At 67.5% G+C, this 12,157-nt stretch carries 9 protein-coding genes; 7 read left to right on the forward strand and 2 right to left on the reverse strand.

Going from position 1 to position 12,157, the window contains the following annotated elements; all coding sequences use genetic code 11:
* Window positions 1-64: 64 nt before the first annotated feature.
* The 6 genes from FHS00_RS14220 (at window position 65) to FHS00_RS14245 (ending at window position 6,603) form a co-directional block, all read left to right on the forward strand.
* Window positions 65-1,375 carry an ABC transporter substrate-binding protein gene (locus FHS00_RS14220; protein ID WP_183474752.1) on the forward strand — a complete coding sequence of 437 codons (1,311 nt, stop codon included), beginning with the start codon at window positions 65-67 and terminating at the stop codon, window positions 1,373-1,375.
* 168 nt (window positions 1,376-1,543) lie between these two features.
* Window positions 1,544-2,416, forward strand: coding sequence for a carbohydrate ABC transporter permease (locus FHS00_RS14225; RefSeq protein WP_183474753.1), 873 nt, complete (start codon window positions 1,544-1,546; stop codon window positions 2,414-2,416).
* Between the two features lie 71 nt (window positions 2,417-2,487).
* Entirely contained in the window at window positions 2,488-3,318 is an 831-nt protein-coding gene (locus tag FHS00_RS14230; protein ID WP_183474485.1) for a carbohydrate ABC transporter permease, read from the forward strand.
* An 11-nt stretch (window positions 3,319-3,329) separates the two neighbouring features.
* Complete coding sequence (locus FHS00_RS14235; protein WP_183474754.1) at window positions 3,330-4,334, forward strand: ABC transporter ATP-binding protein; 1,005 nt, start codon at window positions 3,330-3,332, stop codon at window positions 4,332-4,334.
* Window positions 4,331-5,104: an L-iditol 2-dehydrogenase gene (locus tag FHS00_RS14240; RefSeq protein WP_183474755.1), complete on the forward strand. Its 774-nt coding sequence runs from the start codon at window positions 4,331-4,333 to the stop codon at window positions 5,102-5,104. Before FHS00_RS14235 ends, FHS00_RS14240 begins: the two co-directional genes overlap by 4 nt.
* A 32-nt stretch (window positions 5,105-5,136) precedes the next feature.
* Window positions 5,137-6,603 (forward strand): mannitol dehydrogenase family protein, encoded by a 1,467-nt coding sequence (locus tag FHS00_RS14245; RefSeq protein ID WP_183474756.1) that lies wholly within the window; start codon window positions 5,137-5,139, stop codon window positions 6,601-6,603.
* 18 nt (window positions 6,604-6,621) lie between these two features.
* Here the strand turns inward: FHS00_RS14245 and FHS00_RS14250 are convergent, their stop codons facing one another.
* Both FHS00_RS14250 and FHS00_RS14255 read right to left on the reverse strand, forming a co-directional pair.
* Window positions 6,622-7,581, reverse strand: coding sequence for a sugar-binding transcriptional regulator (locus FHS00_RS14250; RefSeq protein WP_183474757.1), 960 nt, complete (start codon window positions 7,579-7,581; stop codon window positions 6,622-6,624).
* A complete protein-coding gene (locus FHS00_RS14255; RefSeq protein ID WP_246391346.1) occupies window positions 7,578-8,258 on the reverse strand; it encodes an HAD family hydrolase in 681 nt (226 codons plus the stop codon). Before FHS00_RS14255 ends, FHS00_RS14250 begins: the two co-directional genes overlap by 4 nt.
* 162 nt (window positions 8,259-8,420) lie before the next feature.
* Between FHS00_RS14255 and FHS00_RS14260 the strand changes: the two genes are divergently transcribed.
* Entirely contained in the window at window positions 8,421-12,011 is a 3,591-nt protein-coding gene (locus tag FHS00_RS14260; protein ID WP_183474759.1) for a hydantoinase B/oxoprolinase family protein, read from the forward strand.
* Window positions 12,012-12,157 lie beyond the last annotated feature (146 nt).

A 12,157-nucleotide genomic window follows, 5' to 3' on the forward strand; every position in this document is an offset into this window, starting at 1 on the left:
CTAAATCGGTGAGTAATTGCTCATCGGCTAGGCAAATGCCCTGGCAGAACTTGGGAGGAGAGACATGACCAAGACGACCCGTATCCTCATGGGGGCGACCGCGCTGTGCGGCATGGCCGCCATCGCGCAGGCAGAGACCTTGACCATTGCCACCGTGAACAACGGTGACATGATCCGCATGCAGGAGCTGTCCTCGGACTTCACCGAGAAGCATCCGGACATCGAACTCGACTGGGTGACCCTTGAGGAAAACGTGCTGCGTCAGCGCGTCACCACTGACATTGCCACCAAGGGCGGCCAGTACGACGTGATGACCATCGGCACCTACGAGGTTCCGATCTGGGCCAAGCAGAACTGGCTTGTCCCGCTTGACGACCTTCCCGAGGAATATGACGCCGGCGACATCCTGCCGGCCATCGCCGGTGGCCTGTCGGTCGACGGCACGCTCTATGCCGCGCCGTTCTACGGCGAGAGCTCCATGGTCATGTATCGCACCGACCTGATGGAAGAGGCCGGGCTCGAGATGCCCGACGCGCCGACTTGGGACTTCATCAAGGAAGCCGCCGCGGCGATGACCGACAAGGAGAACGAGGTCTACGGCATCTGCCTGCGCGGCAAGGCCGGCTGGGGCGAGAACATGGCCCTCCTCACCGCCATGTCGAACAGCTACGGCGCCCGCTGGTTCGATGAGAACTGGCAGCCCCAGTTCGACAGCGAGGCCTGGAAGGCGACGCTGACCGACTATCTCGATCTGCTGAACAACTACGGTCCTCCGGGCGCCGCGAACAACGGCTTCAACGAGAACCTGGCGCTGTTCCAGCAGGGCAAGTGTGGCATGTGGATCGACGCCACCGTCGCCGCGTCCTTCGTGACCGGCGATGACAGCACCGTGGCCGACAAGGTGGGCTTCGCGCTCGCTCCCGACAACGGTCTGGGCAAGCGCGGCAACTGGCTCTGGGCCTGGAGCCTCGGCATCCCGGCCGGCACCGACGCCGAAGACGCCGCCAAGACCTTCGTGGCCTGGGCGACCTCCAAGGAGTACGCCGAGCTGGTCGCCGAGAAGGAAGGCTGGGCCAACGTGCCGCCGGGCACCCGCACCTCGCTCTATGAGAACCAGGAGTACCTGGACGCGGCGCCCTTCGCGCAGATGACGCTCGACAGCATCAACGCGGCCGACCCGAACAACCCGACCGTGGACCCGGTGCCCTATACCGGCGTGCAGTTCGTCGCCATTCCCGAGTTCCAGGGCATCGCCACCGCGGTGGGCCAGCAGTTCTCGGCGGCGCTTGCCGGTCAGAAGTCGGCCGAAGAAGCGCTGCAGGCGGCTCAGGAGCTGACCTCCCAGGAAATGCAGGCGGCGGGCTACGGCCAGTAACCCCCACCGCATGACAGGCGGGGCCGGACCCTCCCGGCCGGCCCCGCCGACCCCCGCCGATCACCCCATCATCGTCACGGGCCGCCGCCTGCCATCCTCTCCGGCCGCATTCGCGACCGGGTCGGGGGATCGCGCGCCGCCGCCCGTCCCAGACAATCGGAGAGACCGATGGCCACCCAACATTCCCGCTCCGCCGCGCGGATCATGATTTCGCCCGCCGTCGTGCTTCTGCTGGCGTGGATGATCGTTCCGCTGGCGCTCACGATCTACTTCTCGCTGCTGCGCTACAACCTGCTGATGCCGGGCACCGAGCGCTTCGTCGGGCTGCTGAACTACAAGCTGTTCTTCAACAACCCGGCCTTCTTCACCGCGCTGATCAACACGCTGCTCCTGGTGGGCGGGGTGCTGATCATCACCGTGGTCGGGGGCATCCTCCTGGCGATCCTGCTCGATCAGCCGATCTGGGGGCAGGGGATCGTGCGCATCCTCGTCATCGCGCCCTTCTTCGTCATGCCCACCGTGTCGGCGCTGGTCTGGAAGAACATGTTCATGAACCCAGTCTCGGGGCTCTTCGCGGAGTTCTCCAAGGCGGTGGGTTTGGCACCATTCGACTTTCTCAGTCAGGCACCATTGGCTTCGATCATCGGCATCGTGTCCTGGCAGTGGCTGCCCTTCGCCACGCTGATCCTGCTCACCGCGATCCAGTCGCTCGACAGCGAGCAGATGGAAGCGGCCGAGATGGACGGGGCCTCGGCGCTGTCGCGGTTCTGGTACATCACCCTGCCGCACCTCTCGCGCGCCATCACCGTAGTGATCCTGATCCAGACGATCTTCCTGCTGTCGGTCTTCGCCGAGATCCTGGTGACCACCAATGGCGGTCCGGGTAACGCCTCGACCAACCTGACCTACCTCGTCTACGCCCGTTCGCTGCTGAACTTCGACGTGGGCGGCGGCTCGGCCGGCGGTGTGGTCGCGATCATCCTCGCCAACATCGTCGCGATCTTCCTGATGCGGATGATCGGAAAGAACCTCGATGCCTGAGCAGATCACCTTCGCCGCGCGGGGCCTGACCCCGCGCACGCCCCGCACGCCGAACAGAGGGAGCGCCTGACATGGCCCGCGCCGTCTCCACCCGCCGCAAGATCGGCTTCACCATCGCCGCCTGGGCCGTTGGCCTCGCGATCTTCTTCCCGATCCTCTGGACGATCCTCACCAGCTTCAAGACCGAGGCCGAGGCGATCTCATCGCCGCCGAGCTTCCTGTTCTTCGACTGGACGCTCGAGAACTACACTACCGTGCAGGAGCGTTCGAACTACTTCCGGCACTTCTGGAACTCGGTGGTGATCTCGCTCGGCTCGACCGTGCTGGGCCTGATCATCGCGATCCCGGCCGCCTGGTCGATGGCCTTCGTGCCCGGCAAGCGCACCAAGGACGTGCTGATGTGGATGCTGTCGACGAAGATGCTGCCCCCCGTCGGCGTGCTGATCCCGATCTACCTGATCTTCCGCGACGTGGGCCTTCTCGACACCAAGACCGGTCTGGTGATCGTGCTGACGCTGATCAACCTGCCGATCATCGTCTGGATGCTCTACACCTACTTCAAGGAGATCCCGGGCGAGATCCTCGAAGCGGCCCGGATGGACGGCGCCACCCTGCGTGACGAGATCATCCATGTTCTGACGCCGATGGCCGTGCCGGGCATCGCCTCGACGCTGCTCCTCAACGTCATCCTCGCCTGGAACGAGGCGTTCTGGACGCTCAACCTCACGGCCGCCAAGGCCGCTCCGCTCACCGCCTTCATCGCCAGCTACTCGAGCCCCGAGGGCCTGTTCTACGCCAAGCTCTCGGCCGCCTCGACCATGGCCATCGCGCCGATCCTCATCCTCGGCTGGTTCAGCCAGAAGCAGCTCGTCCGCGGGCTCACCTTCGGCGCAGTGAAATAAGGAATATACCCATGGGACGCATCACGCTCGACAAGGTGACCAAGAAATTCGGGGATGTGGAGGTCATTCCGCCCCTCGACCTGACCATCGAAGACGGTGAGTTCGTCGTCTTCGTCGGCCCCTCGGGTTGCGGCAAGTCCACGCTGCTGCGGCTGATCGCCGGGCTCGAGGACGTCTCCGGCGGCGAGATCCGCATCGACGGCAAGCCCGCCACCGACCTGCCGCCCGCCAAGCGCGGCCTCGCCATGGTGTTCCAGAGCTACGCGCTCTACCCGCACATGTCGGTGCGCAAGAACATCGCCTTCCCGATGAAGATGGCGGGCATGCCCGAGGACGAGCAGAAGCGGCGCATCGACAACGCGGCGCGCGCGCTCAACCTCACCGACTATCTCGACCGGCGCCCCGGCCAGCTCTCGGGCGGCCAGCGTCAGCGGGTCGCGATCGGCCGCGCCATCGTCCGCGAACCGGCGGCCTTCCTGTTCGACGAGCCGCTGTCGAACCTCGACGCGGCGCTGCGCGTCGGCATGCGGATGGAGATCTCCGAGCTGCACAAGAAGCTCGACACCACGATGATCTACGTCACCCACGACCAGGTCGAGGCGATGACCATGGCCGACAAGATCGTGGTGCTGCGCGCGGGCAACATCGAGCAGGTGGGCAGCCCCCTCGAACTCTACCGCAACCCGCGCAACACTTTCGTCGCCGGCTTCATCGGCTCGCCCAAGATGAACCTGATCGACGGCGCCGAGGCCAAGAAGCACAGCGCCGAGACGATCGGCGTGCGGCCGGAGCACATCGACGTGTCGCCGAGCGAAGGCACCTGGAAGGGCCGGATCGGCGTCGCCGAGCATCTGGGGTCGGACACGTTCTTCCACGTGCACGACACCGGCTTGGCGGAAACCATCACCATCCGCGCCGGTGGCGAAGTGGGACTCCATCACGGTGACACCGTGTTCCTGACCCCGCAGGCCGACAAGCTGCATCGTTTCGACGGGCAGGGGCTGCGGATCGCATGAGCCGTCTCGCCGGAAAATCGGCGCTGATCACCGGTGCGGGGCGCGGCCTAGGCCGCGCCTTCGCCGAGGCCTATGTCCGCGAGGGCGCGACGGTCGCCATCGCGGACATCAATCTCGGTGGGGCGCAGAGCGCAGCCGCCGAGATCGGCGCGGGCGCCTACGCGGTCGAGATCGACGTGACCCGTCAGGACAGCATCGATGCCGCCATCGCCACGGTGGTGGAGCACGCGGGCAAGATCGACATACTCGTCAACAACGCCGCGCTGTTCGATGCCGCCGAGACCGTCGACATCACCCGCGAGAGCTATGACAAGCTCTACGCCGTCAATGTCGCCGGCACGTTGTTCACCATGCAGGCCGCCGCCCGGCAGATGATCGCCCAAGGCCGAGGTGGCAAGATCATCAACATGGCGAGCCAGGCCGGACGCCGCGGCGAGCCGCTGGTGCTGGTCTATTGCTCGACCAAGGCGGCGGTGATCTCGATGACCCAGTCGGCCGGGCTGAACCTCATCAAGCACGGCATCAACGTCAATGCCATCGCGCCCGGCGTGGTCGATGGCGAGCACTGGGAGCATGTCGATTCCATGTTCGCCAGGCTCGAGGGCAAGCAGCCGGGCCAGAAGAAGGCAGAGGTCGCCGCGGGCGTGCCCGCGGGCCGTTTCGCCACGCCGGACGACCTGACCGGCATGGCCGTTTTCCTAGCCTCGGACGAGGCCGACTACATCGTGTCGCAGACCTACAACGTCGATGGCGGCCAGTGGATGAGCTGAGGCTCTTTCCCCAATTTTACAGGAGGCTGACAATGGCCATTGATCTCAACGCCGCGGCATTGGGCCGCCTTCCCGACGCCGTGAAGGGGCCGGGCTACGACCGGAACGCGCTGAGCGCGGGCATCGTTCATATCGGCGTGGGCAACTTCCACCGCGCCCATATGGCGGTCTATCTCGACCGGCTCTTCGCCACCGGTGAAGGCCAAGACTGGGCGATCTGCGGCGCAGGCGTCCGTCCCGGCGACGCGAAGATGCGCGACGCCCTGCAGAAGCAGGATTGGCTCACCACCGTGGTCGAGCTTGACCCGGCAGGGCTTTCGGCCAGCGTCACCGGTGCGATGATCGACTTTACCGAGATCGACTCCGCCGCGCTGGTCGAGCGGATGAGCGATCCGGCGATCCGCATCGTTTCGCTCACCGTGACCGAGGGCGGCTGGTTCGTTGATGCGCGCAGCGGCGGCTTCGACGAGAACCATCCCGATATCCGGCACGACGCCACCAACCCCGACAGCCCGAAGACGGCTTTCGGCATGATCCTCGCCGCGCTCAAGCGGCGTCGCGCGGCTGGCAACGCGCCGTTCACCGTGATGTCCTGCGACAACCTCCCCGAGAACGGCCATGTCGCCAAGCAGACCGTCGTCGGGCTGGCGAAGCTGTCGGACGCGGATTTCGCCAGCTGGGTCGCGTCGAACGTGGCCTTCCCGAACACGATGGTCGACTGCATCACCCCGGCCACCTCGGACCGCGAACGCGCGCTGATGCGCGACCGCTTCGGCGTGACCGACGCGGCGCCGGTGGTCTGCGAGCCGTTCCGGCAGTGGGTGCTCGAGGACAACTTCCCGCAGGGGCGCCCGGCGCTCGAGAAGGTCGGGGCGGAGTTCGTCGAGGATGTCGCGCCCTACGAACTGATGAAGCTGCGCATTCTCAATGGTGGGCATGCCGCCATCGCCTATCCCTCGGCGTTGCTCGGGCACCACTTCGTGCACGACGCCATGGCCGATCCGCGCATCGTGGCTTGGCTCGCCGCTTTGGAGACGCGCGAGATCATCCCGACCCTGGCGCCGATCGAAGGCGTCGATTTCGAGGCCTATCGCCGCAAGGTGGCCGAGCGCTTTGCCAACCCCGAAATCGGGGACACCATCCCGCGGCTGTGCCATGACGGCTCGAACCGGCAGCCCAAGTTCGTCCTGCCGGTGATCCGTGACGCGCTCGACGCGGGCAGCAACGTTGATGGGCTCGCCCTCGAGGTGGCGCTGTGGTGCCGCTACTGCGCCGGCACCGACGAAGAGGGCAACGCGATCGCCCCCAATGACGACAATGCCGAGGACCTCAAGCGCCGGGCGCTGGCCGCCAAGGACGATCCTGCGGCCTTCCTGTCGAACGAGACGGTGTTCGGTGATCTGGGCGAGCGGCCGGCCTTCGCCGATGCCTTCGCGCGCCAGCTGCGCGCGCTGTGGTCCGACGGCGTTGCAGCCACGCTCGACCGCTACGCCAAGTGATGAAACCGGGTCGGGCGGTCAGGCCTTGAGCAACCGCCCGGCCGTCACCTCGTCGGTGATCAGCCCGTCGATCAGCCGCCCGCGCAGCGCCGCGGCGATCGCCTGAGCCTTCGCCGGGCCGGTGGCGAGGCCGATCACCGGCCCGCCGCCCTGCACCGGCAGCGGCGCCGAGGCGACGCGGGCATTGAACGCGCAGTCCATGATCCGGCCCTCGGCATCATAGACCCAACTCGTAATCTCGCCCGCGGCGCCCTGATCGACGAGCATCTGCATTTCCGCCGCATCCATGAATCCATCGACATGCAGCGGCGCGGTCGCGCCGACCTGTCCGACGCCGACAAGCGTCAGATCGGCGCGCGCGCACAGCTCCATCGTATGCCGCACCGGCTCCTGCCCATGCATGATCTGAAGCTCGGCTTCGTCGCGCGCCACTACCGGCAGCGGGTAGGGGTAGTGCTTGGCGCCGACCCGTTCGGCCATCCGAATCACGGCGTTGTAGGGCGTAGCAGAGCCGTCCGACATCATGTTCCCTAGCCGGCTGACGATCCGGTGCTGGGGGCAGTCCATGCGCGGCAATTGCTCCACGCAGGCGCGCAAGGCACGGCCGGTGCCCAGCGCGATGATCTTCTCGTCGGGGCTCTTGAGCATCTTTTCCAGCTCGGCCGCGGCCGCGATGGCGATGCCGGTCAGCAGTTCCGGGGCATTGGGATCCGAAGGCACGACCTCGCTGACCCTCAGCTTGTAGCGCTCCGCGAGGGCCCCCGACAGGTCCATGCAGCGGGCGATCGGGTGATCGAGGCGCACCTTGACCAGCTTTTCGGAAACGGCGAGCGACACCAGCCGCTGCGCCGACTGCCGCGAGACGCCCAGCTTTCTGGCGATCTCGTCCTGGGTGTTGCCGGCGACGTAGTAGAGCCAGCCGGCGCGCGCGGCATCATCGAGGCGCGTCGCTTCGGGGGTAAAGCGGGACTGGCTCATACGGCCTCCTGGGCGGGCAGACTGTCGAGCAGGACTGGCAGCTCTGCCCAGTCGCGCAGGAGCGGCACATCAGGGTCGTGGCGCAAGGTGGCGCCGGCAAGGTGGCCGCCGCCGATGAAGCGCACAGCCGTCATGCCGGCCGCCTCGGCAGCCTCCAGCCCCGGCAGGCTGTCCTCGATCACCAGGCAGCGGCCTGGGGCGGCACCCATGCGCTCCGCGGCGAACAGGAACAGGTCGGGGGCGGGCTTGCCGCGTTCGACCTGGCTCGCGGTGAAGACATGCGGTAGCGCCGGCGCGAGGCCCGCGATGGCCAGCGAGCGCGCCGCACGCTGAGGCGAGGAGGAGGTCGCGACACAGACCGGCATTCCGCGCGCGGCGAGCAGCGCCAGAGCCGGAGCGATCCCCGGCATCGGCCGCAGTTCGGTCTCGAACCGCGCCAGCAGCCGGGACCGGTAGAGCGCTTCGAATTCTGGCGCGAGCGGATGACCCAGCTCTTCGCGGATATGCCTGGCCACGGTGGGAAAGCTGCGGCCGAGAAAATTGCGGCGCACGTGGTCGAAGTCGATCTCGACGCCTTCGGTGGCGAGCAGAGCGATCAGCACCTCGGCGCTCAGCAGCTCGCTGTCGATCAGCACACCGTCGCAGTCGAATATGATCAGGTCCCAGTCGCGCGCCATGCCATCCTCCATGCAGTTCGCGGCCCTTATCTCCTCCGGGGGCAGACTGCCACAGCTTCGGGCATTTGCCCAGTGCCTGAGCTAATGCGCGAGATTCGGAGCGGCTTGACCACTGGAGGAGGATTGCGCACCCCTGTGCGGGAATTGCGAGAGGGGCGAAGCATGAGCGTGTGGGATTTCTGGATCGACCGTGGCGGCACCTTCACCGATGTGGTGGGTCGGGCGCCCGACGGTGCGCTCCATCCGCTCAAGCTCTTGTCTGAAAATCCCGAGGCTTACGAGGACGCGGCGATCGAGGGCATCCGGCGCCTGCTCGGCGGCGCGATCGACCCGGCGCGGATCGGCACGGTCAAGATGGGCACCACCGTCGCCACCAACGCGCTCCTAGAGCGCAAGGGTGACAGGACGGCGCTGCTGATCACCCGGGGCTTCCGAGATGCCCTCCGGATCGCCTATCAGGCCCGGCCGGACATCTTTGCCAAGCAGATCGAACTGGCCGAGCAGCTCTACAGCCGCGTGATCGAGGTCGACGAGCGGGTGAGGGCCGATGGTGCCGTCGAGCGGTCGCTCGATGCGGAAGCCCTGCGCCCAGAACTCGAGCGGCTGCGCGCCGATGGTATCGACGCAGTGGCGATCGTGCTGATGCATGCCTGGACCGCACCCGCCCACGAGGCGGCGCTGGCGGAAATGGTGCGTGGCATGGGCTTCGGGCAGGTCTCGGTTAGCCATGAGGTGTCGCCGCTGCTGAAGCTCGTCGGCCGGGGCGACACCACGGTGGTCGACGCCTATCTCTCGCCGATCCTGCGCCGCTACGTGGCGCGGGTATCCGGCGCGCTGGGCGCGACGCCGCCGGGTGAGGTGGGACCAACGCTGCAATTCATGATGTCCTCGGGCGGGATGACCGCGGCCGAGGCGTTCCAGGGCAAGGACGCGATCCTGTCGGGACCGGCGGGCGGCGTGGTCGGCATGGTCGAGACGGCCCGGGCTGCCGGCTGGGACAAGGTGATCGGTTTCGACATGGGCGGGACCTCCACCGACGTGGCGCACTGCGCCGGCGATTTCGAGCGCGCCTTCGACACTGAGGTCGCGGGCGTGCGGATCCGGGCGCCGATGATGCGCATCCACACGGTCGCGGCGGGCGGAGGATCGGTGCTGCATGCCGAGCCGGGCCGCTTCCGCGTCGGGCCTGACAGCGCGGGCGCCGATCCGGGGCCTTTGTGCTACCGGCGCGGCGGGCCGCTTACCGTGACCGATGCCAACGTCATGCTGGGCAAGCTCGACCCCGGTCTCTTTCCGGCGATCTTCGGGCCCGGTCAGGACCAGCCGCTTGATCGTGACGGGGTGCGGGCGGCCTTCGCGAAGATCGCGGGCGAGCGCAGCCCGGAGGAGGCCGCAGAGGGCTTCGTCAGGATTGCCGTTGAGAACATGGCCAACGCGATCAAGAAGATCTCGGTCCAGCGCGGTCACGACGTGACGCGCTACCTGCTCAACTCCTTCGGCGGGGCGGGCGGGCAGCATGCCTGCCTCGTCGCCGACGCGCTGGGCATGGAGGCGGTGCTGGTGCACCCGCTCTCGGGCCTGCTCTCGGCCTACGGCATCGGGCTGGCCACCGTTTCGGCGAGCCGCCAGCAGGGGCTGGTGCAGCCGATGGAGGAGGCGACGCGCGCGGCGCTCGACGCGGTGATCGCGGATCTGACCGACCAGGTGCGCGGCGATCTGGCCGGGCAGGGCGTGACGCAGGAGAGCTACGCGACCCGGCTGCACCTGCGCTATGCCGGCACCGATACCGCGCTGCAGGTGAGCTATTCGGGCGACATGGCGGCCGCCCGCGCCGCCTTTGAAGCCGCTCACGAGGCGCAGTTCGGCTTTCTCAGCCCCGGACGGGAGCTGGTGATCGAGGCGGTCGAGGTCGAGGGCACGGAGCCGCCGCATGCGACGGCCGAGACCGGGGGTGACGCGCCCGCGCGCGGGCAGGCCGGCGCGGGCGAGACGGCGCGCTTCTTTTTCGGCGGCGCCTGGCACGAGGCGCAGGTGCATCGCCGGGCCGATATCGCCCCGGGCCACGAGATGCGCGGGCCCGCGCTGATCGTCGAGCCGAACCAGACCATCGTGGTCGAGCCGGGATGGACCGCGCGGCTGACGGTGCGCGATGACATCCTGCTCACCCGTCACGAGCGGGCCCCGCGCCAGCTTGCGGCCGGAACCGAGGCCGACCCGATCCTGCTTGAGGTGTTCAACAACCTGTTCATGAACATCGCGGAACAGATGGGCGTGGCGCTGCAGAACACTGCGCAGTCCGTCAACATCAAGGAGCGGCTCGACTTCTCCTGCGCGGTCTTCGATCGCGACGGCGCGCTGGTGGCCAACGCGCCGCACATGCCGGTGCATCTGGGCAGCATGGATCGTTCGGTCGAGGCGATCATCCGGCAGAACGAGACGATCCGGCCGGGCGACGTCTTCGCACTGAACGCGCCCTATAATGGCGGCACCCATCTGCCGGACATCACCGTCGTCTCGCCGGTCTTCGATGAGGCCGGGGCAGAGATCCTGTTCTGGACGGCGAGCCGGGGACACCACGCCGATGTCGGCGGGACCGCGCCCGGCTCGATGACGCCGCTGGCGACGACGGTGGACGAGGAAGGGGTGCTGATCGACAACTTCCATCTCGTCGATCGAGGCGCGTTCCGCGAGGAGGCCTTGCGCGAGCTTCTCACCGCGCATCGCTACCCCTGCCGCAACCCCGACCAGAACATCGCCGACCTCAAGGCACAGGTCGCGGCCAACGCGCGTGGCGCGGCGGAGCTGCGGCGCATGGTGGGCGAGTTCGGCCTCGACGTGGTGCGCGCCTATATGGGGCATGTGCAGGACAACGCCGCCGAAGAGGTGGCGCGGCTCATCGAGCGGTTGTCGGATTGCGACTGCGACTACGAGACCGACACCGGCCAAGTGATCCGGGTACGGATCACCGTGGATCGCGAGGCGCGGCGGGCGCGGGTCGACTTTACCGGCACCTCCGAGGCGCGCGAGAACAACTTCAACGCGCCCGAACCGGTCGCCCGTGCTGCCGTGCTCTATGTCTTCCGGGTGATGTGCGAGCAGCCGATCCCGATGAACGCGGGCTGCCTCAGGCCGATCGAGATCGTGATCCCCGAGGGCTCCATGCTGCGCCCCGCCTATCCGCGCGCGGTCGTGGCGGGCAATGTCGAGACCTCGCAGCACGTGACCAACGCGCTGTTCCAGGCGCTGGGCGCGCTGGCCAATGCCCAGGGGACGATGAACAACCTCACCTTCGGCAACGAGCGGCACCAGTATTACGAGACGATTTGCTCTGGCAGCCCGGCGGGACGGCTGAATGACGGGCGCGGCTTTGCCGGGACCTCCGGCGTCCACACTCACATGACCAATTCACGGCTCACTGACCCTGAGGTGCTGGAAACGCGGTTCCCGGTGCTGCTGGAGAGCTTCGCGCTCAGGCCCGGCTCGGGCGGGCAGGGCGCGTTCCCGGGCGGTGACGGCACGACGCGACGGCTGCGGTTCCTCGAGGAGATGGACCTGTCGATCCTGTCCTCGCACCGGCATCGTCCGCCGGAGGGCCTCGATGGTGGCGGCGCGGGCGAGGTTGGCCGCACCGAGGTCGGGCGGTTGGACGGCTCCGTGGAGACGTTGGTCGCCTGTGCGCAGACCCGGTTGCGACCGGGTGAGACGGTCACCGTGGTGACGCCGACGCCTGGCGGGGTCGGGCGGAGGGACTGAGAGCTGACGACGGCAGCACATATTTCGAGAAGGTCGCTGGGGAGCGCTTGCAAGCGCGAAGCTGACGCCCGTTCCCTTCCAGCTCTCTCGGACCTGAGCTTGCCAAGCTTTGGGCCGTGCCCCGTCACGGTGCCGTGCGCGCAGTG

The sequence above is a fragment of the Limimaricola variabilis genome (assembly GCF_014195545.1).
Taxonomy (GTDB): Bacteria; Pseudomonadota; Alphaproteobacteria; order Rhodobacterales; family Rhodobacteraceae; genus Limimaricola; species Limimaricola variabilis.